At 57.7% G+C, this 22401-nt stretch carries 22 protein-coding genes and 1 pseudogene; 13 read left to right on the top strand and 10 right to left on the bottom strand.

Going from position 1 to position 22401, the window contains the following annotated elements:
- A pseudogene (locus tag C9413_RS08160) lies at positions 1–270 on the top strand (aldehyde-activating protein); the annotation flags it as partial.
- 304 nt (positions 271–574) lie between these two features.
- The gene (locus C9413_RS08155) at positions 575–1903 is read left to right on the top strand and encodes an MFS transporter (RefSeq protein ID WP_040115261.1); all 1329 of its coding nucleotides are present in this window, start codon (positions 575–577) and stop codon (positions 1901–1903) included.
- A gap of 228 nt (positions 1904–2131) precedes the next feature.
- Here the strand turns inward: C9413_RS08155 and C9413_RS08150 are convergent, their stop codons facing one another.
- The 8 genes from C9413_RS08150 to C9413_RS08115 all read right to left on the bottom strand — a co-directional run bounded on the left by C9413_RS08150 (position 2132) and on the right by C9413_RS08115 (position 9429).
- Positions 2132–2932 carry a DUF899 family protein gene (locus tag C9413_RS08150; protein ID WP_040115263.1) on the bottom strand — a complete coding sequence of 267 codons (801 nt, stop codon included), beginning with the start codon at positions 2930–2932 and terminating at the stop codon, positions 2132–2134.
- A gap of 268 nt (positions 2933–3200) precedes the next feature.
- A complete protein-coding gene (locus C9413_RS32670) occupies positions 3201–3401 on the bottom strand; it encodes a DUF2905 domain-containing protein (protein WP_040115264.1) in 201 nt (66 codons plus the stop codon).
- A gap of 332 nt (positions 3402–3733) precedes the next feature.
- Positions 3734–4684 (bottom strand): sugar phosphate isomerase/epimerase, encoded by a 951-nt coding sequence (locus C9413_RS08140; RefSeq protein WP_040115265.1) that lies wholly within the window; start codon positions 4682–4684, stop codon positions 3734–3736.
- A 30-nt stretch (positions 4685–4714) separates the two neighbouring features.
- Entirely contained in the window at positions 4715–5845 is a 1131-nt protein-coding gene (locus C9413_RS08135; RefSeq protein ID WP_040115266.1) for a sn-glycerol-3-phosphate import ATP-binding protein UgpC, read from the bottom strand.
- A gap of 30 nt (positions 5846–5875) precedes the next feature.
- On the bottom strand, positions 5876–6763 hold the full coding sequence (locus C9413_RS08130) for an ABC transporter permease subunit (RefSeq protein ID WP_040115267.1): 888 nt from the start codon (positions 6761–6763) through the stop codon (positions 5876–5878).
- 7 nt (positions 6764–6770) lie between these two features.
- Positions 6771–7661 (bottom strand): sugar ABC transporter permease, encoded by an 891-nt coding sequence (locus C9413_RS08125; protein WP_040115268.1) that lies wholly within the window; start codon positions 7659–7661, stop codon positions 6771–6773.
- 74 nt (positions 7662–7735) lie between these two features.
- On the bottom strand, positions 7736–9079 hold the full coding sequence (locus tag C9413_RS08120) for an extracellular solute-binding protein (protein WP_040115269.1): 1344 nt from the start codon (positions 9077–9079) through the stop codon (positions 7736–7738).
- 158 nt (positions 9080–9237) lie between these two features.
- Positions 9238–9429 carry a hypothetical protein gene (locus C9413_RS08115; RefSeq protein WP_170250344.1) on the bottom strand — a complete coding sequence of 64 codons (192 nt, stop codon included), beginning with the start codon at positions 9427–9429 and terminating at the stop codon, positions 9238–9240.
- 428 nt (positions 9430–9857) lie between these two features.
- Between C9413_RS08115 and C9413_RS08110 the strand changes: the two genes are divergently transcribed.
- From C9413_RS08110 to C9413_RS08085, 6 genes are all read left to right on the top strand, one after another.
- Positions 9858–11036, top strand: coding sequence for an acyltransferase (locus C9413_RS08110; protein ID WP_040115273.1), 1179 nt, complete (start codon positions 9858–9860; stop codon positions 11034–11036).
- A 3-nt stretch (positions 11037–11039) separates the two neighbouring features.
- A complete protein-coding gene (locus C9413_RS08105; RefSeq protein WP_170250343.1) occupies positions 11040–12143 on the top strand; it encodes a glycosyltransferase in 1104 nt (367 codons plus the stop codon).
- 109 nt (positions 12144–12252) lie between these two features.
- Entirely contained in the window at positions 12253–14037 is a 1785-nt protein-coding gene (locus C9413_RS08100) for an ABC transporter ATP-binding protein (RefSeq protein WP_040115275.1), read from the top strand.
- A 449-nt stretch (positions 14038–14486) separates the two neighbouring features.
- A complete protein-coding gene (locus tag C9413_RS08095; protein ID WP_040115276.1) occupies positions 14487–14696 on the top strand; it encodes a hypothetical protein in 210 nt (69 codons plus the stop codon).
- On the top strand, positions 14627–14932 hold the full coding sequence (locus tag C9413_RS34410) for a DUF1772 domain-containing protein (RefSeq protein WP_223844153.1): 306 nt from the start codon (positions 14627–14629) through the stop codon (positions 14930–14932). Before C9413_RS08095 ends, C9413_RS34410 begins: the two co-directional genes overlap by 70 nt.
- Before the next feature lie 337 nt (positions 14933–15269).
- A complete protein-coding gene (locus tag C9413_RS08085; RefSeq protein ID WP_040115277.1) occupies positions 15270–16817 on the top strand; it encodes an MFS transporter in 1548 nt (515 codons plus the stop codon).
- A gap of 415 nt (positions 16818–17232) precedes the next feature.
- On the opposite strand, the gene C9413_RS08080 is transcribed toward C9413_RS08085, so the two are convergent.
- Positions 17233–17442, bottom strand: a complete 210-nt coding sequence (locus C9413_RS08080) for a cold-shock protein (protein WP_040115278.1) — start codon at positions 17440–17442, stop codon at positions 17233–17235.
- 920 nt (positions 17443–18362) lie between these two features.
- Between C9413_RS08080 and C9413_RS08075 the strand changes: the two genes are divergently transcribed.
- The 5 genes from C9413_RS08075 to C9413_RS08055 all read left to right on the top strand — a co-directional run bounded on the left by C9413_RS08075 (position 18363) and on the right by C9413_RS08055 (position 20909).
- Entirely contained in the window at positions 18363–18581 is a 219-nt protein-coding gene (locus C9413_RS08075) for a hypothetical protein (RefSeq protein ID WP_040115282.1), read from the top strand.
- Positions 18568–18816, top strand: a complete 249-nt coding sequence (locus C9413_RS08070) for a hypothetical protein (RefSeq protein ID WP_040115283.1) — start codon at positions 18568–18570, stop codon at positions 18814–18816. Before C9413_RS08075 ends, C9413_RS08070 begins: the two co-directional genes overlap by 14 nt.
- Before the next feature lie 254 nt (positions 18817–19070).
- On the top strand, positions 19071–19280 hold the full coding sequence (locus C9413_RS08065) for a cold-shock protein (RefSeq protein WP_022719019.1): 210 nt from the start codon (positions 19071–19073) through the stop codon (positions 19278–19280).
- Positions 19281–19465: 185 nt separating this feature from the next.
- On the top strand, positions 19466–19792 hold the full coding sequence (locus C9413_RS08060) for a DUF6481 family protein (protein WP_040115288.1): 327 nt from the start codon (positions 19466–19468) through the stop codon (positions 19790–19792).
- Positions 19793–19874: 82 nt separating this feature from the next.
- Positions 19875–20909, top strand: a complete 1035-nt coding sequence (locus C9413_RS08055; protein ID WP_040116531.1) for a fatty acid desaturase — start codon at positions 19875–19877, stop codon at positions 20907–20909.
- A gap of 135 nt (positions 20910–21044) precedes the next feature.
- Here the strand turns inward: C9413_RS08055 and C9413_RS08050 are convergent, their stop codons facing one another.
- Positions 21045–22241, bottom strand: a complete 1197-nt coding sequence (locus C9413_RS08050; RefSeq protein ID WP_223844131.1) for a GGDEF domain-containing protein — start codon at positions 22239–22241, stop codon at positions 21045–21047.
- Between the last annotated feature and the right edge of the window lie 160 nt (positions 22242–22401).

Raw genomic sequence — 22401 nt, 5'->3', positions numbered from 1 at the left:
CACATGTATGGACCGGTCGAGCGGGAGCATGCGTTCCAGGGGCTGGACTTCGTTCACCCCGAGCGTTTCCAGGAATCTGGCTGGGCTCCACCGGAATTTGCAGCCTTTGTTTCCTCCATTATCGAATCGGGCGTCGATCCCGGTCGAATGGACGACATACGGGCCCGCTTGCGGGAGCTTGGATTGGAGCCATATGACTGCCTATCGCCAGCCCTGATGGACTATGTCGCCACCTGGGTCGCAAAGAAATCCGGTGCTATTGCAAGTTGATCGCAGACGGAGTTGATGAAACCTCTCAGCGTTCTGAACAAGGGCGCTGACCTTCTCCTTCGGGCTCATTTAAGACGACATCAACATGCGCGTGCTTCATGCGGAACTGGCCTGTTAAGGTCTCATCGGCATCGCGAGGCGAGCATGCTGTCGGTCTTGGTCTCGCGCCGCTTTCCTTCACTGGCGACCGGCTGATCGTGGCGCGCTGCGCCGAGCTGAAGAATGGGTGCCCGGTTTGGATCAAGCTACTTTTCATGCTAAAATACAAGACGTTGGAGGGTGATGTTAAACGGGAGGAAGAAACATGCCCACTCAAGTTCCAAAGGATTTCCGCCGTGTGATCATTGCCGCGTCGGTAGGAAACATCATCGAATGGTATGACTTCTATATCTTCGGAAGCTTGGCCGCGGTTCTTTCGGTGAAGTTCTTTGAGCAATCCCATCCAGTCGCAGCGCTGCTGAGTACGATCGCGCTGTTCACCGCAGGATTCCTGATCCGTCCACTGGGGGCGTTCCTTTTTGGCTGGATGGGTGACCGGGTCGGCCGCAAATACACGTTTCTCATTACGCTCAGCGGCATGGGGTTGGGCACGGGTGCGATCGGTTTGATGCCGACCTACGCGTCGATCGGGCTGACCGCTGCGTTCCTTCTTTTCGGCCTGCGGATGATCCAAGGCTTGTGCTTGGGCGGTGAGTATGGCGGTGCCATCACCTATGTCGCCGAGCATGTTCCCGACGAACGCCGTGGCTATTACACCGGGTGGCTTCAGACCTCTCCGACGCTCGGAATCGTCGTATCGCTGGCCGTGATCATCGCGACGCGCACCTATTTCGGCAACGAGGTCTTCGACGAATGGGCGTGGCGCATTCCGTTTTTGGTCTCCTTCCTGCTGGTAGCCATTGCAATCTATATCCGGCTTCAGCTTCAGGAGACACCGATCTTCGAGGAGATCAAAGCTAAGGGGCAGACGACTCGAAATCCATGGAAGGAAGCCTTCCTCAGCTCCAACATCCAATATGTCGGGATCGCCACCATCGTGCTGATCGGGCAGGGCGTGGTCTGGTATAGCGGTCAGTTCTGGGCATTGTACTTCCTGCAGCAGGTTTCCAAGGTAGACTCGTTGACCTCGTCCTATATCGTGGGAGCCGCGCTGCTCATTGCAACGCCGAGCTTGATCTTTTTTGGATGGCTGTCAGACATTATCGGCCGCAAGCCAGTGATCCTGGGAGGCATGTTGCTCGCCGCGGTAACGTATTATCCGCTGTACTTGTGGCTGGGATCAGCCACGCAGCCCGGCAACATCAATTACCCAACCGCGATCTTCATCATCTTCATCCTGGTTTGCTACGTCGGGATGGTATATGGCCCGGTTGGTGCGTTCCTTGCTGAATACTTCCCCGGCAGGATCCGGTACACGTCAGTGTCAGTGCCATATCACATTGGCAATGGTTGGGGTGGCGGATTGGTGCCGTTCATCACCTCGGCGGCGTTCGCGGCCACTGGCAGCATTGGTTACGCGCTTATCTACCCAATCGCCGTTCCTGCCGTATGCTTCCTGCTCGCCCTTTTCTTGATGCCTGAGACCCGCAAAATAAGCATCTGGAACCCGATCGAGCCTAAAGCCGAGCTGTAATGGGGCCACATTGTGCGGGTCGTAAGGCCCGCCACATTGTTGTCGCATCGAATGCGCCTTCGACGAGGGCAGGCAAAATGCTCCTCGCCGACGATCCGGAGCAGGTCAGAAAAGATCGGATGCCTGTGCGGGTCCGTTGGCGCCATATTTTGGAGAGCCCTTAAAGAGCCGCTTCGTGCGGAGGCCGTACTCTCCGCGACCTTCCTCACCTCTCCAGCACCTGACAGGTCATGGCTCAGGCTTCGTGCTCGCGTGTTGGCTTCGAAACGCTGCCTCTCCAGCGTCCGACACCTCGACCCATTTCTTGTCGGGTATTACGTCTGCAACGTAGCTGTCATGCCAGTTCCACCACTTGTACGTCGGGGTTTGAGGATAGCCTTCGGGCGAGTCCTCCCAGACCTCCTGCCGGCCCAATGGCGTGACGTCCAGGTAGTTCCACGTGCTTCCCATTTGCTCGTCGCCGCGATTATTGACGAAGTAGGTGCGGAATACGCGGTCGCCGTCACGGTAGAACACGTTCGTGCCATGCCACTCGTCCACGCCGAAGTCGGCGTCGAAGCTGTCGGTGAGAGTGAACCACGGCATCTCCCAGCCCATCCGCGCCTTCAGGCGCGCGATGTCGGACTGAGGTGCACGCGAGGCGAAGACGAGCGTGGTGTCACGCGCGTTCAGATGCGCGACATGGGCGACTTGGTCGGCCACCAGGGAGCAGCCCCGGCACGCGTGGTCGGGCCAACCGAACACGCCCGGCTCGAAGAAGGCGCGGTAGACGATCAACTGTCGCCGACCATCGAACAGGTCCAGCAGGCTTGCCGTGCCCTTAGGTCCCTCGAACGCATACGCTGTCTCCACGGCCATCCGCGGCATTCGCCGGCGCTCGGCGGCCAGAGCGTCACGGGCGCGTGCCAGTGCCTTTTCTTTCACAAGCAGCTGCTGGCGGGCCGCCTCCCACGCCTGCGGCAACACGACCGGTGGAGTGTGCATGCCAGGCTGTCTGCCTTTCTGACCATTTTCAGTTGATCTCGTCATGGCTTCAAATCTCCTGATCAGGGCGAATTTCCGCGCCTGCTTGCTGACGTTCGGTTCGCTCGTTGGTGTTCGTGAGATAGTTTGGCACCGGAGAGTGAACAGGGGGAGTAACAAGTGTGACGCTATTGCGACGGCGTCGCTGAAGCCGCAATGGGCGCATCGAAGCGCAAACCTCACTGAGATTCTTCGAACGCCGGCGCGTATCAAGCCGCACAATGAATCCACCTCTTCTCGGACAGCGTGAGCGATCCTTACGGGCATCGCTTTTTTAACGACTGAGGAGCCAGAGCATCACCGACAGCAAAATGCTGAAAAGCAGGCCGGTGGTAATAGGGATATAAATGGAGAAATTCTCGCGCTCGATAAGAATGTCGCCCGGCAGCCTCCCCAAGCCGATGCGTGCAAGCCACGGCCAGAGAATACCGACCACGACGAAAACAAGCCCGACTATGATGAGGACTCTAGACACGGCACACGATACTATACGACTTCGCTCGATTAGATGATAACCGAATTTCGGTATAGGCAACACTCTTACGTGGCGGTCATATAACCCAAGACGAGCCCCTGAATATGTTCCAGTGGTTCTTCCAAGGCGGCCGGCGATAAGAGATAAGCGAAGAGGCATCAAGCGCGTCGATCTGAATGGATCGATCACCTACATGATGCCCCGGAACTGGGACGGCAAAGGAATTCCTGGTGCCGGCTTGCTGCTCGGCGATGCCAAGGATGGCAATCGTCAAGGAGGGCACTCAGCCGTTCGCTGTTTTGGTGGGATAGGTCACCGCTTCTAATGACCGCTCAGGTCAGGGCGGCAGCTACGACAGCTGCCGCTTTTCCGCTTTCCCCCGCCATCCCCATCAATGTCGCCAATCGTCGTGCCCTTTCCAGGCAGGCCGGCTGCTGGTCACCAAATCGCTCCGCGTTAATTTCCATGATCAGCGTCGTATCCGGAAGGAACGTGAGCTCGCGGAAAATACCCTCCCAAGGAATGTCACCCCAGCCGATCGGCAAGTGGAGATCGCCGATGCCGAGGGCCGTTGCTTCGGCGGGATGGTAAAAGCGCGTCATGGAATAGGGAAGGCCAAAACTGTCATGGACATGCAGGTGACCGGTTACCGGCGCCATTGCGCGCAATTCTTCGAGGAAATCGAGATTGCGGTAGGTCGATTCGATATAGGCATGCGAGAAGTCGATAAGCGCAACAACGTTGTCCGAGCCGATAGCCCTGACAGTCGCGGCCACTTCGCTCGGCGTCTGGCGGTATTGGCCGCTTTCTGTGGTGAATATGTTTTCAAGTGCGATGCGTACGCCGTAGCCCTTCGCGATATCGCCCATCTCGGCCAGTGTCTCGCGCTCCATTCGGTCGAGATCGGCGCCATCTTCGCCATCGGCAAGCTGTCCGGCGCCTGAATGATGGACGAGTATGCCTGCACCAAGCCGGTTGCAGAGTTCGAGCATCGACCGCACGACCTTCTTTTGCAGCTGCAAATGCTCGCGGTCCATGAAGTTGGATAGGATCTGTCCGTGCAGCGACAATTTCTTGAAAGGATGCTGGCGAACGATGTCGGCGACGCGGCGCGTCCGATCCTCGATGATGCGGCCGCCGCTGATGATTTCCTCGGCATAGATGCCGATTTCGCAGGCGTCGGCCCCCGTTTCGGCGATTTCCCGCAGCGAAGCGTCAAGCGCACTGAGGTCGCCCTTGCCGGTCCGGTTGCAAAATCCGACGGCGCAAATGATGTCGTTCATGCGGGTGTTCCTTCTGGGGACTCTCGAAAATCAATGAACAATCGCCAGCGTCGAGGTGGCGGCCGCCTGATGCGGGGAGCTGGAATTGATCTTCATATCTATCCGCCGCCCGCTTTCGCGCTCGAAGACATGCAGTTGGGACGAGGGTAACTCCAGGCCTACTTGATCGCCTGGACGCACGCCCATGCGGTCGCTGATGACGGCTGCAAATGGCTCGCCATCGACCTCGGCATGGGCGACCCGACCGGAGCCAAGTTCCTCGACGAAGTCTATTGTCGCCCGCACGCCGCTGCCGTCCAGCGAAACGGCACATTGCTCCGGTCGAATGCCGATCGTGACATCTCTTCCGCGCAAGCTGGCCGCAAGCGCAGGGTCGATGGGAACCTGCACGCCGCCGAAACGCACCGACCCAGTCTCGACCTCGACGCGTGTATTGAAGAGGTTCATCGCCGGAGAGCCGATGAAGGATGCGACGAATATACTTGCCGGTCGATGATAGATGTCGAGCGGCTGACCGACCTGCTCGACATGCCCCTTATTCATTACCACGAGCTTGTCGGCAAGCGTCATCGCCTCGATCTGATCATGGGTGACGAAGACGGATGTTGCCGAAAGACGTTGGTGCAGTTTGCGGATTTCCGCCCGCATGGTCACCCGCAGCTTGGCGTCGAGATTCGACAGTGGCTCGTCGAAGAGAAACACCTGTGGCTCACGAACAATGGCGCGCGCCATCGCCACGCGCTGACGCTGGCCGCCGGACAATGCTGCTGGTTTGCGCGCAAGATACTCCGAAAGCCCGACGATCTTCGCCGTCTCCTCGATGCGCGTTTCGCGCTCCGCTTTTGACACACCGGCTACCTTCAGCGCGTAACCGATATTTTGGGCCACGGTCATATGCGGATAAAGCGCATAGTTCTGGAACACCATGGCGCAGCCGCGCTCGCGCGGCTCGAGCCTGTTGACCACGCGACCATTGATTGCGATTTCGCCGGCGGTAATCTCCTCAAGTCCAGCGATCATGCGTAGAAGCGTCGACTTTCCGCAGCCAGAGGGACCGAGAATGACGACAAATTCGCCCGAGGCAAAGGACAGGTCGACGCCGTGCAGCGTCTGGGTCTTACCATAGGACTTGCGCACGGCGCGGATATCGATGTCAGCCATATTTGAACCTCGTTTCTTAAAATCGCCAGGTCACTTTTCGGTGGCGACCAGGCCACGGACGAACCAGCGTTGCAGCACCGCAACGACGACGAGCGGCGGCGCCATGATGATGAGTGAACCGGCCAGCGTGACATTCCAGTCGGGCAGGCTGTTTTCCGAAGGAAGCAGCGCGCTCAGCGACATCATGGTCGTCTTGTAGGCCGGGTCTGTGATCATCAGCAGCGGCCAAAGATATTGGTTCCAGCCGTAGACGAACATGATCGTGGTGAGCGCCAACATGTTGGTGCGCGAAAGAGGTATCAGCATGTCGACGAAAAAGCGCACTGGTCCGGACCCGTCCATGCGGGCGGCTTCGGCGAGCTCATTTGGCAGAGTCATGAAGAATTGCCGGTAAAGGAATGTGCCTGTTGCGGTGGCAATCAGCGGCAGCGTGAGGCCCGCATAGGAATTCAGCAGGTTCCATTCGACCGATACTTCGATGCCGGTCAGTGCCGAAATCAGTAATCGAAACGGCTGGAAAAGGTCGGCGGCTACGGCATAGGTCGGCACCACGCGAACTTCGAGCGGTAGCATCAGCGTGATGAACACGATCCAGAAGAAAAAATGCTTGAGTGGCGTGCGGAAGAACACGATGGCGAAGGCCGTGCAAGCCGAAAGAGCCACTTTGCCGACGGTGACGAAACAGGCCATGATGAAGCTGTTGATCATGGCCGATCCGAGATTGGCGCGCGACCAGGCAGCGGAGGCGTTTTCGAGGAAGCGGTCCTGGGGAAGGAAATGGAACGGCACGCTGTTGATCTGTTGGAGCGTTTGACTGGCACCAGCCAGAATGACGAGGAAGGGGCCAATCAGCAGGATAAAACCCAAGACCATCAACAGATAGGTCAGTGCATCAGCAATCGGCGTGCGCTGGATCATGACGGGCTCACTTATAGTGCACACGCTTCTCGATGAAGCGAAATTGGATGAACGTGAAGACCATGATCAGGCCGATCAGGACGATGCTCTGCGCGGAAGCGCCAGAGTAGTTGAGCCCCTTGAACGCTTCGTCCACGATGCGAAAAACCATCACCTCCGTGCCGTGATTTGGTCCGCCGCCAGTCGTGCTGTGTACGATACCGAAGGTGTCCGAACCGACGAACCCCTCGGTCATCATGATGACGAGCAGAAAAAACAGCGTCGGCGCCAGCAGCGGAACCTGGATATCGATCGCGCGACGGATCGGTCCGGCGCCGTCCATGGCGGCGGCCTCCGTCAGAGAGCGCGGCACGGATTGCAGGCCGGCCAACAGGAAGATGAACGTGTAACCGGTCCATTTCCAGGCAAAGATGACGATGACGAGGATGAGAGCGTGGGCACCGTATTTTGCCGGGTTCCAGAAATCAGGGAACGCGGCATTGACCGAGGCCATCAGCCCGCGTTCTGGCGACAGAATGAACCGGAAGGCCATGCCGGCGGCCGGTCCGGCGATTGCATATGGAAGGATATATAGGAACCGGAATAGCCCAGAACCGGGCAGCCGCCGATCCACTGCAATCGCCAGCACGAGACCGACCAGCATGGTGAAGCAAGTCCCGCAAAGTGCGAAGATGAGGCTGACGGCGACGGAGTTCCAATAGAATGGATCGGCGAACACCTCGTCAAAATTCGTCAGTCCGACAAATTCCGCTACCCCGCCAAAAGGAGGCTCAAGTGTGAAAGCCCACTTCATCACCGCGATTGCCGGCCAGTAGAAGAAGAGAAGGATCAGAAGAATCTGCGGCAGGGCAAAAAGAATCGGCAGCCACCAGCTTTTGAAAACGGCCCGCTTTTCCATGGATCAATCAAACCAATAGTACTTCAGGGACAAGAGCCTGCCATAAGCGACGGGCAGGCTCTTGCTGACGAGACTCAGTTCAGCTTCTGACCGGCATAGGTTTTCTCAAATCGGCGCAGCACGGCGTTGCTTCGATCGGCGGCCTGGTCGAGTTCAGCCTGCACGTCGGCATTCTGCATGAAAATCGCCTCCAGCGCCGTAGAGACCTCCTTGCGGACCTGGGTGAAACCACCGAGGCGGATACCGCGGGTATTCTGCGAGGTCGGCGTGTAGGTCAGGCTGGCAATTGCGAGCTCGCGGCCCTTGTAAGGAGCTTTGTCGTAGAAACCGTTGGCCTTCATGGCTTCAAAGCCGGTCTTGGTGACCGGAATGTACCCAGTGACCGTCGACCACCATTGTGCCATTTCCGGCGTGGCGAGGAAGTTAAGGAAGGCGGCTGCGCCCTTGTACTCGCCTTCCGGACGGCCGGCCATGACCCATAGCGAGGCGCCGCCGACCAGCGAGTTCTGTCGTTGCGTGCCTTTCCAGACCGGCAGCATCGCAACCTCCCATTTGACACCTTCCGGCAGCGTCTTGCCAATCGTGCCGTGGTCGGCGATCGAGGTCTGAATCATCTGGCATGTCTGCGAGGCAAACGCGGGGACGATGTCCATCCCGAGCTGTTTCGTTTTGACGACGAACAGCTTCTCGTCGACCATTTTCTTGAAGAATTTCACATGGTCGACGAATTTGGTCTTGTTGAAGATCAGTTCGGCGTCCAGGCCCTGGTAGCCGTTACCCTTTGTTGCGATCGGCTGGTTGTGGATGGCGGAAAATTGCTCCATCATCTGCCATGTATCGAAGTTAAAGCCGAGCGGGCAGTCGAAACCCGCCGCCTTCAGCTTGCGGGCGGCTTCCTCGACCTCCTCCCAGGTTTCCGGCTTGAAGTCGATGCCCGCCTTCTGGAAAGCGTCGACATTGTAATAGAACATGGCGGTTGAAGAGTTGAACGGGAAGGAATTCAACTCTCCTCCAGCTGTTGCGTAATAATTGGCGATGCCGCTGAAATAGTTGGTCCAGTCGATCGTGTAGCCGTTGTCGGCCATCAGTTTCTTGGCCGGTACGAACGCTCCGGAGAGCATCATGTCGAGCGTTCCGGCGTCGTAGATCTGGGTGACCGCCGGCTGCTTCTTGGCACGATAGGCGGCAATCGTGTTCTGAAGCGTCGTGTCATAGCTGTTTTGCGAAGTGCAGACGATTTCGTAGTCAGCCTGCATGTCGTTAAACTTTTTGCAGGCGTCTTGCACGCGCTCTCCGAGGTCGCCCGACAGGCCGTACCAGAATTCGAACTTGGTCTTCTCTGCATGGGCCGGACCAGCACCAAATGCGGTGGCGGCCAGGAGGGACGCCAGAGCTGATTGAAGAACAGTGAGTCTCATCGAAAATGCTCCTTGAACGGATAAAGATGACCGCTGGCGCCTTGGTGGCCATGGTTCGTTCGCTGCTTCAGCTAGCAGTCCAATGTGACAGTCAGCGTTAACTTCCGTGAAACTTAAATGACGAAACGTGCAATTCCGTTCACCGCGCCGAGAGCCGTTCATACGCGCGCGCGACTGAGGAATTTCAGGCCGAAACCCGCTTGCGGCTTGCTGGCCCGGACGATCGCACCGTGATGAGTGGATTGGTACAGGCGCTCGCAAATGTGATGCAAAACCGGCTGTGTTGGCGAGTGACGACCGGTTGTTCCGGCGATCTGCTGGTTGCCGGCCAGTGGGTTTGTCACCTTCACGAAACCTGCCGTCCTTCCAGGCAGTCTTGGAACGTGCTCGGGAAGAGCCTTCCGCTCTCTTCGAGGAGCGTGAAGCGGGCCACCACGTGAAATGCTTGGAGCTCTTAGTTGACGGGTTTAAAGGCGGCCACAGCATAGCCGCGACCGGTTGCGCCGAGTTCCTTGCAGGTGGCGTCGCACCGGTTTGTTTGCCCGAGAGCATGGGTGCGCAGAACACAGGTGAAGTCGAGGCAGGCGCCAGGGAGCCATATCGGACTAAAGTCTGATATTGCGTTGGCGTCACAGTTTGGCCCGATTCCCACGAATTTTTAGGAAGCGCTTTGATACTTCGATCCGCCTCATCGGGAACGGAATAATAGCAGCAGGCTGCAGGACTGCAGCCGGGCGTTGCTTCGGCGACGAGGGGCCCACGAGACTGAGGGGGATAGATGTTTCATGCACGCGATCGGCAACTGGATGGTCTTCGGACTTTTGCCATTTCAATGGTGCTGTACGACCATTTCTTGGCAGCCGAAGGATCAGTTTTGGGCCATCTGGGCGTACGACTGTTCTTTGTACTCAGCGGCTTTTTGATAACGCGGCTTCTCTTGGAAGCGCGCTCGGCAATCCAGTATGAGCCAGTAAATGCGCTGAAATCGTTCTATCTTCGCCGCGCACTTCGGATATTTCCCCCGTACTTCGCAGTCCTAGGCTTCGTCTGGCTTGTCGACCTTGAAGGCGCTCGGGGCAACCTCAAATGGCACGCGCTCTATCTCTCAAATTTCTGGTATGCCCTTCGTGATGAATGGACGCCGTGGGTGTTGTGTCATACCTGGAGCCTAAGCATCGAGGAGCAGTTTTACGTCGCTTGGCCGCTGGTCATCCTGTTCGCGCCGCGCCGGTTTATCGCACCGATTTGCATCGCCGTCGTCACATTTTCGCTTGCGTATCGTTTCTACTGGCCACTGACAGGCACACCATCTCTCGCGCGTGACCTTCTTCCTCCAGCGTCGATGGATGCGCTCGTCGCAGGCGCGCTCCTCGCAGTCCATCGAAGCAGAACCGACGTCTGGCCACAATGGATACGGCTAAGCTGGGTTCCCTTGACTGGCGCCGCCGTCATTTTCCTCTGGCTGAAATCAGCCGCCATGCCGCCGGCGCTTGAATGGCTGGCATGGATCGGTCGCGAGCTTTCTCCCCTCGCACCGTTCGTATTGTTGGTTGGATGTTGTTCGTCAGGCCTGCGAGGCGCCTTCGGCCGCCTGTTGGAGCTCCCGCTGATTGTCGCCATCGGGCGCGTAAGCTACGGCATTTATCTTTTCCATCCAATTGTCCTTTCGCTGATCGTCAAGGCTCAACCCTGGATTCCGGTGAATGTCTCAGAACAGGGTCCTTCACGTTTTGTGGTTGGAACAACAGCCACCTTGATGGTCGCTTCAATCTCTTGGCTGGCTTTCGAAAGACCGCTCAACCAGCTCAAACGCTATTTTCCATACGTCCGCTCCGGAAGCTCCGCCCGCCTTCCGTCGTCTACCAAGCGGAGTGAGGCCGGGGGACAGGAATATGATGCTTCAGCCTATGGCCGCAGCTATGCCAATCGCGGCATTTCCGATGAACATGCGAGCTGAACGATGTCTGTCCCATTGATCTCTGTTGTGCTGCCTGTCTATAACGGCGAACCTTATGTTGCTGCAGCGCTGGAAAGCATTCTGCGCCAGGACTATGGGCGCTTTGAAGTGATTGCACTTGACGACGGCTCGACCGATCGATCGTTGAGTATTCTCCAACGGTATCGAAACGTCGACGATCGTGTGCGCATCGTTTCGCGGGAGAATCGCGGGCTCGTTGCGACCTTGAATGAGGGCATCGCCCTGGCGAGGGGCGATCTGATCGCCAGGATGGATGCAGACGACATTTCCTATCCGTCCCGCTTTTCACGCCAGGTGGCACTTTTTGCCCAGCAGCCGGAGCTCGCCATGAGTGGAACGGGCATCGATCAGCTTCTCGGCAATCGCGTGATCCGCGGCAAGCCAAATCCGATCTATCAGTCCGGGGATTGGCACATACTGTCGCTGTTCTTTACGATCTTCTTGCACTCGACCGTAATGTTTAACCGAAGGGTCGTTCCCGAAGACATGCTGGTATATGACGCCGGTTATGTGCATGCGGAGGATTTCGATCTTTTCAGGCGAATCGCCCGAGAGTTTCCGGCGGCAATGATCGATGACAGCCTGGTCGCCTATCGTATTCACTCCGACAGTGTCACGAGCAGACATAAGCACCAAATGCGTCGAACCCATCTGAAGATCGTTGCAGAGAACCTCGAGCGGCAATCTCTTAACGATGACCCCGACGCTCTTCATGACATCGGCGCAGGCGTCACACTGGACACGGTACGCCGTGTGGCAGATTGCATTCTCACGCTGGAAAGAAAAATTGCCAAGCAAGCCGCGCCGGCGTCCTCCAGCTATGCCGACGGAGCCTTGTGTTTCTTCTATTTCCTCTATCAGCTCATTGCCGATGAGCAGCGTCCCGAACTAACACACGAGTTTCTCACGCGAACCGGAAAGTGGCAGGTCATTCGACGGCGGGAGCGATATGGACTTCGCTCAGCCTTTCATGCCCCGTGGTTGTGCCGCTTTTCAGATGGGCCCACCCGGCGAGCGGATGCGCTGGCGCGTTCCTGCCAGTCGGTGCCGGTCAAAATGGCCCCGCCGCTTCAGGGGCTCGCATAGTGGCGGGGGGTGCTGTCGCGCTTACACCTCCTGTCACCATCGTACGATGGGAGCTGTCAGAGGTAACCCCGATCGACCAGATAACTCGTCTGCTGAGGTCACGACCGCCATGCTAGAATTCATTATGTCGAGCTTTCGGCTATTGCGTCAGGCGCTGGGCAAAAAGATCGGCCTCATTGCGGTTGTCGTCGTTCTTGGGCTCAGCAGCGCTGTCCTTGAAGGCACTGGCATTGGACTTATTATTCCCATGCTCGGCATCATTGCCGGCGATAAGGATCCCTCAGGAATGGCCGGGTTCTCAGCCGTCTTCCAGCAAGTGGGTGCCGGCCTGGATGACCGCGTAAGGCTGATCGCGATCGCTGCCGCCATCCTTGGATTGATCACCCTGAAGAATGTGCTGGCGTTCGCCAACGCCGTGCTTGCCAATTTCATCTACGGCAAGGCCGGCCATGCGATCCGCAGCTCTCTTGCCAGGCAGCTTTTGACGATCGGATACCCGTTTTTTCTGCAGCAAAGCCCCGGGCGGCTGCTCAATATCATCTCCAACGAATCCTGGCGGGCTTCGGACGCGATACAAACTATGCTCGCTTCGATCGTGTCCGCCTCGGCGGTCGTCATTTTGCTCGCCTTTCTCCTGCTTCTTTCATGGCAGATGACGCTGTGTGTTGCATTGGGGCTTGTTCTGATCCAGGCCATTCATGCGATCTTGTCGGCCAGTCTGAAAGACCCGAGCCGCAATGTCACTTCGTTCAACGGTGAGCTCGCCGCCAGGATGCTTCATCTCGTACATGCCGGACGGCTGATTCGTGCATTCGGACAGGAGCAGCGAGAAAAAGCAGTCTTTGATTTCGCTTCAGATGCCGTACGAAAAGCGGGTTTCGTCCTCCAATCCCGCCAGGCTGCACTGCCGCCGCTGACCGAGACGCTTCATTCGGGTCTGTTTCTAGCAGTCGTCGTCGGCGCCTGGCTTTGGGGAGTAAGTTTTCCGATTATCGTGGCCTTCGTGGTCCTACTCTATCGTCTGCAGCCACACGTCCGTTCACTGCAAATGGCATGGAGCCAAGTGCAGAGCTGGAGCGGCTCCTTGGAAGAGGTCAGATGGCTTCTGGACTCGTCTGACAAGCCGCCGCCGCCTGGAGGCGACGGCCAGCTTCATGCGCCTGTTCAGCGGATCAAATTTGATCGTGTGACTTTCAAATATCCGGGGTCTGGCTCGCGACCCGTCGTGCTGCGCGCCGCGACTTTCGAAATTCGCCAAGGCCGTTCGACGGCCATTATCGGACGGTCGGGGGCTGGAAAAACGACAATTGTCAATCTTCTGTGTCGATTTGTGGAGCCCGATGAAGGAGATATTCTGGTCGATGGCACCCCTCTTAATCAAATCGATCCCGTCCTGTGGCGAAGGCAAATTGCACTCGCCAGCCAGGACCTTGAGCTGATCGACGGCACTATTCTCCAGAATATCACCTATGGTCACAACGCCACGTTGGCCGAGGCGGAGAGCGCAGCCAAGCTTGCCGAGGCGCATGAGTTCATCGAAAAGCTTCCTGATGGATATGAGACGATCGTCGGCTATAGGGGAGCCAGCCTTTCGGCTGGTCAACGGCAGCGGATCGCCCTGGCAAGGGCCCTCGTGCGCGATCCGGAAATCCTCATCCTGGACGAGGCCACGAACGCCATCGACGGATTGTCTGAAGCAGCGATCGTGGAGACCTTGAAATCAAGAGCTGGTCGTCGTGCGACGATCGTCATCAGCCATCACCGCAGCACGATCTCATTTTGCGACGACGTCGTGATCCTGGACGGCGGCCGTGTCACGAACCAGACCCCGTTTGCCGAAATCGCGACTTTAAGCATGGACCAACTCTACGAGCACGCAACGCTCTCTTCCTAAGGACAGGAATGCCTCGGCCCTTGATTGCGCATGATTGTCAGTCGTTTTCGCTCTGCCTTCGCCGCAGGCACGGTGCTTTCCGATATCGATGCCCTGACTATGTCCGGGTTGCTTAACGGGTAAACGGTGATCTGCTCCAGCCTGTCGAACGCAGCGGGTCAAAACCGCCGCTCGGCTGTGATGCGCCGCCTGCTCCGGCCATTCGAAGTTGTTATCCCGCTAACATTTTTCAGTTGACCCCTTCAGCCTACGCCCTAGCTGACGGTTGAGGGCATCAAAGTGAAGAAGATCGCAAGCCCTTCGAAGGATCAGTTTCAACGCGCAAACAATCGCTCTGGCGTCAAGCTCGTCCTCAAGGAGGCTGCCGCTCTTCGCGATGAAAAGGATCGAACGCCCCGTGCGGCCGGACGGCAAGGCTTCAAGAGGAGCAGCTATTAGCGGAGATCAACATGCCACAGCTTGAAAGAATTCCCCATGTCGTGCCCCACGACGAACATGTCGTCACTGCAAGAGAAGCTCTTGAGGGGCTCTATCTGAAGCTTGAGCAGGAAGCTGAAGTGCGTCTGATCGCGGCCGCCCTTCGAGCGGGCTGGTCTGCCGAAGAGGCGTTGGATGCCATCGACCAGTTGCGCCAGGAAGACATGCATTCGATGCATTAACGAGACCTCGCACGTGCACGTACCCGACAAGTTGGTCGTGCAAAGCGCCCGCGCTCTGGTTTGCTACTGCCGCGGTCGTCTATCTGGTTTTCGGACTGCTGCTCACATTCACGGTGAACGTGCCTATGAACGAGACGTTAGCCGCGACTGCCGTTCCCCATGACATCGAGACGGCGGGAAATATCTGGCGGGACTATTCGAAGCGATGGCAGTTTTTAAACCACGGCCGAGAATAGCCTTAGCCCTTGGCGCCTTTGGGGTGGCAAGGTTGTGACCGGAGTACCAGGCCTGAATGACCGAATAGAGTTGACGGCGAACGTCACCGTCGGCAGAGGAGAGCGTGCGCCGCTGCCGTGGTATTGTCTTGTCCAGTCCTCCGTCGGTCCTGCGCGCTTCAGCATTTCTGGGGTGAAACCCGTCAAACCAACGGCCGTTGAAAGTCTGGCTTAACCCTGCATTCCGGTCTGCGCGGGACGTTTATTGCGGTTCGTTAGACTTATGGGCGTTCGGCGCTGGTTGCCAAAATCTTGAGGGGAGGCGAGATTTGCAAAATCATAACTCGGGAGGCAGCCTTTGCAGGAACATCTTGCAGAAAAACCCCAGCCCACCGCCGGCAGCCGCGAATGGATCGGCCTCTATGTTCTGTCGATCGCCTGCCTTATCTATTCGATGGATTTGTCCGTCCTGTTTCTCGCGATGCCGGCGATTGTCTCAGATCTCGATCCATCCGCATCGGAACTGCTCTGGATAAACGATATCTACGGCTTCATGGTTTCGGGATTTTTGGTGACCATGGGCACACTTGGAGATCGGATAGGACGAAGGCGGGTGCTGCTCGTCGGTGCTTTCGCCTTCGCCGTGGCCTCCTCGCTTACGGCGGCAGCCAGCACCCCTCAGCAATTGATCATCGCACGTGCGCTGCTCGGTGTCGCCGGTGCCACCATCGCTCCTTCCACGTTGTCACTTGTGGTCAACCTTTTCCAGGACGAGGCCGAGCGCAACCGGGCGATCAGTATATGGGGCACGGCCTTCGCCCTTGGTGGCCTGGTTGGCCCGCTCTTAGGAGGCGCGTTACTGGAATATTTCCATTGGGGGTCGGTCTTCCTGATCAATATTCCGGTTATGATGGCCTTGCTGATCGCAGCTCCCTTTCTCCTGCCGGAGTATAGAAATGACGAGGGCGGCAAACTCGATCTTCCGAGTGTCTTGTTGTCCCTTGCAACCGTTCTGCCGATTATCTACGGCTTCAAGCATATGGCCGCCGATGGTTTCAAACCGGGCCAGCTGCTTCCAATCGTTGTTGGCGCTTTGGTCGGCATCGTGTTCGTGCGCCGCCAGAAGCATCTTGTTCACCCCTTGATCGATCTTGGTCTCTTTGGCGTTCCGTCCTTCACGGCTTCATTGATGGTTAATCTCGCCGGTGTATTTTTCGTCTTCGGTATTTTCCTGTTCCAGAACCTGTTTCTGCAGCTGGTGCTCGGGCTTTCGCCGCTGGGAGCGGCGTTGTGGTCGGTGCCATCGGCGCTGGTCTTTACCGTTATGTCTTTTCAGGCCTATCGCTTCACCAACCGCTTTGGTCCGGTCAGTACCGTGATCGGGGGTCTGATCGTCAATGCTGTCGGAACAACTGCCATGGCGGTTGCGGCATACGCTGAAAGTCTCGTTGGAATCTTGATGGCAAGCATGCTTATTGGACTCGGCTTCGTCCCGGTTATCCTCACGACGACGGGGCTGATCGTCAGCACCGCGCCGCCCGAACGTGCTGGATCTGCCTCTGCCATTTCGGAAACCAGTGCGGAATTCGGCGGCGCGCTCGGTGTCGCCTTACTCGGCAGTCTTGGAACGCTGGTCTATCGCATGACGATGGACCAAGTGAACTTAAGCGGGTTCAACGAGGCACAGGTCGTAGCGATCTCCGCGACGCTCGCCGGAGCGGTGGAGATCGCAAGGACATTGGGCGGTTCGGCGGAGCTTCCTTGGCTCGAGACGGCGAAACGCGGCTTCGCGCTCGGTTTTGCTGCCTGCTGCGCCCTGGCCTCGGTTACCCTTCTGATTTTGGCCGCCGTCGCTCACAACGTGTATGCAAGCGAGGCTACAGATGAAAACGATGCCCCGCGCTAGGCGGTTAGAATTGATCCGCGATCGAAATGCCATCGGCTGATCGCTCAAGGTCGCGGGGGCTGCCCTGCATCGGCGGAGGCCGAAAGTGTTTGCTCGTTCGTCGTTGCGCGGTGCCGCTGCCCTGATGGCTCCGAGAAGGTTCTCATAGGTGTAGAATATGCTGGTGTACTCATTCTTAAAGTGAAGCAGGACCAGTTCTTGTGAGACGACGTCTTGCGCCAGCCATCGGATAGCTTGCCCCGGTCGAGATTCACCTGGTCGGACGACGAGGAAGAAAAGAGCCGCCCCTGAAGCAAGCAATACGATCGGGCGATTTGCTTTGGCGTGCACGCCTCGCTTCGGCCGCAGGCGACGGCGGCGTACGGGGCACCGTTCGAGCCAAAACGCTTTCTCCTGGAGTACCTGTCTTCCCTATCTATAGGACCTTCAGGTTCTCGGCGGACGATTTGCCTGACCGGCGATCCTCGACGATCTCGTAGCTGATCTTCTGCCCTTCGCTCAAGTTGGTAAGACCCGACCGCTGGACGGCGGAAATATGAACGAACGTGTCGGTTGAGCCATCATCGGGCTGGATAAAGCCAAAGCCCTTGGTTTGGTTGAAGAACTTCACTGTCCCCGTCGGCATTTTCCGATCCTCATCTTGGAAACTCATTCAAATACATTGGAAGAACACTCATGCGTTGACAAGTGGCAACTTCAGTCCGTCCGGTCGTCGAAGTGCCTTTCTGCTGAGATCGGCTGCCGGTACCATCGACCTACCCGTTTCGCCGGCGGCGGCACACCTCAGCGAAAGATTCCCGGCTGCATCAGACATCGTCGGGACTGGGTGCGGCCATCTGCCAATTCCCTGCGGCTAGCCCGGACTCCTTCATGTTGGTGAGTCGATATATAGCCGTTATAAAGGATCGTGGCATGGTTGGCTCGATACGAATCGGAGTTCTGCATGAGCATTGAAGGCCGTCGGGTGGCTGTCACAAAAGCGTTTGGGCGCGCGCGCAGGCTCGGTCTCGAAATTGATGCCGATCCAGCCTTTCATGCCTTGATCGAATGCTGGGTCGCGGGTGAATTGACCATGCCTCAAGCTCGCGAGCGGTATCTCGCACTGCTGAAAGAGCGGGAAAAGTCCCGTCACGAGCGAGGACTATCTGTCCGCCCGGATCCTGCAGTGCCCGAAGAAGAGGCAAAGCCCTCGACGGGAGAAGTGGGAGCCGGGAACGAGCCAGTTCTGCAAAGCGTGCGAAAACGACGCCGGACGCGAAAGCCCGAATGACTGCCTTTCGTGAACTCCGGCCGATGATTTTATAATGGGTCGCAGTGGTTGACGTCGGAGGTGCTTGTTGCGAAGATGGGCTGTGGCGGCGCCTTGAAAGGGGCGGCCGGCGTCACCATGTCATTGTTACGCTTTCAGACGTTCGGGTTGCTGATTCCGCTGGCCCGGCCGGCTGATTGGCTAACTGAGAACCGCGAAAGTCCCGAATTCCGCCCTGGCGGAAGAGAATTGCGCTGAACGCTATTGCCTCGCGCATCCACGTTTAGGATACCTTTATGATAGACACGACCCGCCACACGGCGGAAAGCCTGTTCCGGCGCGCAGCGCCGGAGGGTTCGAATGCTGCCAAGCTGCAGGACATCCGCGCCAGGCAGATCCTCAAAATGAGAGAACGAAGGCCCGTCGAACGGCAGCAGCGGCTCGAAAATCGTACAAGGAGCGCCAACATCGTGACGCTCTCTGCCCGTAAGGAGCTTACGCATGGCGCCGTTTGATTATAGTGCTGCTGCAGGACTTTATCCCTGCAAGACGGTAAGGAGAACGAGCCACCTTCGATACAAAAGGTTTGAATCAGCTGCTGAAGCGCTCCGCTTTGCGATCGAGGACATGCCCGCCTCGATGCTTCGCGGTGCCGTTCTGGAAGTTGAGGAAGCCCGCTTCGATGGTCAGCAGATGCAGACGTTTTACGAAGCCGATGGATATCCTCTGCCCAGGCGGCGGAAGAACTGAAGCGCGTATGATGCCTCAATCTGGCTGGCGCGACCTGTCTCCTTGTATTCTACCAAAAGTAGTATAACTTTAGATGCCAAAACAAGAAGTTGACGTGACGATCAAAGCGTCTATACTCGCGCCATCGATACTTTGTTTGCCGATATTTGTTTTTGCTGCGCCTCGCGCTTCGTGACGAACTTCCCTCTCTCAAAAGTCGAAAAACCGCTGTGCATCGCCCGGCGGTAAACAATGTTGCTAAAGAAAGGTTCGTTATGACGACTGGTACGGTTAAATGGTTCAATTCGACCAAAGGTTTCGGCTTCATCCAGCCTGATGACGGCAGCGCCGATGTGTTCGTTCATATTTCGGCTGTCGAACGTGCAGGCATGAATTCGATCGTCGAAGGCCAGAAGCTCGGTTTCGAGCTTGAGCGCGACAGCAAGTCGGGCAAGATGTCTGCCAGCCAGCTCAAGGCCGCCTGAGCCTCAGCCGCCGATGACCGCAGATGTATCGGTACGGCGGCACGAAGCTTCAGGGGCCAGGCTTCGTGTCTGGCCCTTTCCGTTCTGAAGCTCCTCCAGGAGTGCACGATACCGTCACCACCGGCCTTCATTGGCTGCGCATTCATCCCACGCATGCTACTTTACGAGATCCAAAGGAATATCTGTTGAAACGTCCCACCGACAACGGCTTTACCGAGCGCCGCAATGCTGCGGCTGAGGCCAAACGAGAGCTTCTGGCAAAGTTTGCCTCCGCCCCGAAATCGGCTGATCCCGCCATGCAGGAGAGACTTGCCGCGCGTGATGCGGTGACCCAGGCCCGTGAGCTCCGTCGTGCCGAACGGGAAGCATTGAAGGCGGCACAGGAAAAGGCAGAGGCCGAATCTCGTCAGGCAGAGATTGCCGATCAGGTTTCACGCGCCGCGGCCGCCGAAGCCGCACGCAAGGCCGAACGCGATCGCCGTTATGCCGCACGCAAGGCTCGTAAATCCTGACGCGCAAACCACGGCGTTTATGGGCGCAAACAGGTCATGCGCGCACAGATGGTGCAAGATGCGCGAACAGGAAAAGCTTTTGATGAATGCAAATGTCTATACACCTGCCTCACTTGCTGAAGACAATGTCGCAGCTTGGTTGAAAACCCTGGCGAAATACCGTCAGCCGCGGGTTGGTCGCAGCGCCTTCGAGCTGATTGTCACCGTCATCCCGTTCGCAGCGTGCTGGGCTGTCGCCTATTTTTCTTTCGTTGACGGATTCTGGTACGGGCTGGCCGCGGTCATTCCGGCCGCAGCCTTCCTGCTACGCCTGTTTATGATCCAGCACGATTGCGGCCATGGCTCGTTCTTCGCCCGTCGCGGCATCGACGATTGGACAGGGCGTGTGATTGGCGTGCTTACGCTGACCCCTTACGATTATTGGCGTCGGGCGCACGCCGCCCATCATGCATCGGCTGGCAATCTGGATGAGCGGGGTGTTGGCGACATCACGACTCTGACGGTTGCAGAATACCGTGCCCTTTCGCCCATGAGACGGCTCGGCTATCGCCTCTACCGTCACCCACTCGTGATGTTCGGCATCGGCCCGGCCTGGCTCTTCCTCTTCAAGCAACGCCTGCCAATCGGAATGATGAATTCCGGAGCGCTTCCCTGGGTATCGACAATGGGCACAAACCTAGCTCTCGTCACACTCGCAGGCTTGATGATGTGGATTGCGGGGGTCTGGCCGTTCCTGCTGATCCACCTGCCGATCGTGCTTGTGTCGGGTGCGGCCGGCATATGGCTCTTCTACGTCCAGCATCAGTTCGAGGATACGCACTGGTCAACGGGCGACGACTGGCGGTTTCCGGAAGCTGCCCTTCACGGTGCGTCCCACTACGACTTGCCGCTGGTGCTGCGATGGATGACCGGCAACATCGGCATCCACCACATCCATCACCTGTCGAGCCGCATACCCTATTACCGGCTGCCCGAAGTGCTGCGCGATCATCCGCAACTTGCCGGAATCGGGCGCATTACACTTTGGCAAAGCCTGCAATGCGTCGGGCTTGTGCTGTGGGATGATCGACGCCAGAAACTCGTTTCATTTCGTGACGCGGCGACAGCGGCGGCTTAATTTCGACGCGCGGAATCGGGCTCGGTTCGCGGTGGAGCGGCCGTGGCTGTCTTCTAAAACAAGCGTGACCGGCGAAGACGAGACCATGAATGAGCGTCCTGACCGAGACTCCACTCCGTATCGGGACAAGCGAGCTTAGATGCTCGATGAAACCGATCCGTGGAGGACCACGCGATTGCGACCGGCCTGTTTCGCAAGGTAAAGCGCTGCATCGGCCTGACGCTGAAGCTGCTCGGGCGATGCAGCCTCTGCGGCTGGGGCCTGTACCGCCACTCCAATGCTCAAGGTGACGTAGGGGGAGACGCGCGATCCAGGATTGGGAAACGTGCCGGCTTCGACGCTCTTGCGAATTTGTTCAGCCACAGCGATGGCTCCGCGCGCGTCCAACCCTGGAAGCAGAACAAGGAACTCTTCGCCGCCGTAGCGCGCCACATGGTCCCGATCGCGCCTCACGCAGTCCTGGATAATATCGGCAACTTCGACGAGACAGCGATCACCCTCGGCATGGCCGAGACGATCATTCAGGTTCTTGAACTCATCAATATCGCACATCAGCATGGCTGCGCCTGCAGGGCATTTGGTGCCGCCGCCCCAGAGCCGATCGAGTGTTTCCATCATCCAGCGCCGGTTTGCGAGCCCGGTTAGGGGATCGGTTCTTGCGAGATGCTCAAGTCTGCCATTTGCGTCTGCCAGTTCAGCGACACGGCAGCGGTCTCGAAGCTCAAGTAGGAAAGTCTTCTGGGCAAGGATCGTCATGGTCCGTCTGGCAACGACCGTTGCAATGATACCGCTGGCAAAAAACAGCGTCGCAGCCACGGCGCTGCCGATTTCAAGGCTTGGGTTCAGCAACTGAAAAACGAGATAAAGGCCGAGCGCCAAAACGGCGATCGTCACCGTCCAAGCCAATGGTATACCAAAGATAATGATGGCTGTAATCGCCACGAACAGCATGATGTTCAAGTGCCGCTCGTAGAACTCGCCACCCGCGCTCACGCCCACCAATGCGATCGACAAGAGAATGAGGAACATGCCGGCAATCAGCGATAGCCCTTGGAGCCAGGGTGCGCGCGGCTTTTGCCAAACAACGGCGATGGCCATAGCGACTGCCGGGAGGATGCTGCTCGGCGGGAGCATCGGCACGGTGACGGCTCTTGGAAGCATCAACATGTTGAGCGACAGCGTCAGCACATCCAACAAAGCTACCCATACCATCCAGGCGCGAACGATCTTGGCCGTTCGCGACCAGGAGCGCTCCCGAAACAGGCGACGAAGCTCGCCTTTGAGACGGATGTCACGCGTACGGCGGGTGAGAAGCCGTTCAATTTCCGCCATCGCAGCTGGGTCCTGCACGTGGAGCGGCACCTGTTTGGACGGATTCAACGAACCGCTCGGAACTGCATTCTCCCGGGACTCCACTTGAACCCAACCAGCGGGATATCCGCCGCCGGCAAACATGGCCGGGCGCCCCGACGATGGGATGCCCAGACCGCCA

The organism is Rhizobium sp. SEMIA 4085, from assembly GCF_013004495.1.
GTDB lineage: Bacteria > Pseudomonadota > Alphaproteobacteria > Rhizobiales > Rhizobiaceae > Rhizobium > Rhizobium gallicum.
This window is presented reverse-complemented; position numbering and strand designations above follow the sequence as displayed.

Excerpts from the sequence above, each read along its gene's own strand:
- C9413_RS08155 (WP_040115261.1), top strand. The coding sequence starts at position 575 with ATGCCCACTCAAGTTCCAAAGGATTTCCGCCGTGTGATCATTGCCGCG.
- C9413_RS08105 (WP_170250343.1), top strand. The coding sequence starts at position 11,040 with ATGTCTGTCCCATTGATCTCTGTTGTGCTGCCTGTCTATAACGGCGAA.
- C9413_RS08120 (WP_040115269.1), bottom strand. The coding sequence starts at position 9,079 with ATGAGACTCACTGTTCTTCAATCAGCTCTGGCGTCCCTCCTGGCCGCC.
- C9413_RS08065 (WP_022719019.1), top strand. The coding sequence starts at position 19,071 with ATGACGACTGGTACGGTTAAATGGTTCAATTCGACCAAAGGTTTCGGC.
- C9413_RS08125 (WP_040115268.1), bottom strand. The coding sequence starts at position 7,661 with ATGGAAAAGCGGGCCGTTTTCAAAAGCTGGTGGCTGCCGATTCTTTTT.
- C9413_RS08150 (WP_040115263.1), bottom strand. The coding sequence starts at position 2,932 with ATGACGAGATCAACTGAAAATGGTCAGAAAGGCAGACAGCCTGGCATG.
- C9413_RS08100 (WP_040115275.1), top strand. The coding sequence starts at position 12,253 with ATGCTAGAATTCATTATGTCGAGCTTTCGGCTATTGCGTCAGGCGCTG.
- C9413_RS08095 (WP_040115276.1), top strand. The coding sequence starts at position 14,487 with ATGCCACAGCTTGAAAGAATTCCCCATGTCGTGCCCCACGACGAACAT.
- C9413_RS08055 (WP_040116531.1), top strand. The coding sequence starts at position 19,875 with ATGAATGCAAATGTCTATACACCTGCCTCACTTGCTGAAGACAATGTC.
- C9413_RS08140 (WP_040115265.1), bottom strand. The coding sequence starts at position 4,684 with ATGAACGACATCATTTGCGCCGTCGGATTTTGCAACCGGACCGGCAAG.
- C9413_RS08080 (WP_040115278.1), bottom strand. The coding sequence starts at position 17,442 with ATGCCGACGGGGACAGTGAAGTTCTTCAACCAAACCAAGGGCTTTGGC.
- C9413_RS08050 (WP_223844131.1), bottom strand. The coding sequence starts at position 22,241 with ATGGCGGAAATTGAACGGCTTCTCACCCGCCGTACGCGTGACATCCGT.
- C9413_RS08110 (WP_040115273.1), top strand. The coding sequence starts at position 9,858 with ATGTTTCATGCACGCGATCGGCAACTGGATGGTCTTCGGACTTTTGCC.
- C9413_RS08075 (WP_040115282.1), top strand. The coding sequence starts at position 18,363 with ATGATAGACACGACCCGCCACACGGCGGAAAGCCTGTTCCGGCGCGCA.
- C9413_RS08135 (WP_040115266.1), bottom strand. The coding sequence starts at position 5,845 with ATGGCTGACATCGATATCCGCGCCGTGCGCAAGTCCTATGGTAAGACC.
- C9413_RS08130 (WP_040115267.1), bottom strand. The coding sequence starts at position 6,763 with ATGATCCAGCGCACGCCGATTGCTGATGCACTGACCTATCTGTTGATG.
- C9413_RS08070 (WP_040115283.1), top strand. The coding sequence starts at position 18,568 with ATGGCGCCGTTTGATTATAGTGCTGCTGCAGGACTTTATCCCTGCAAG.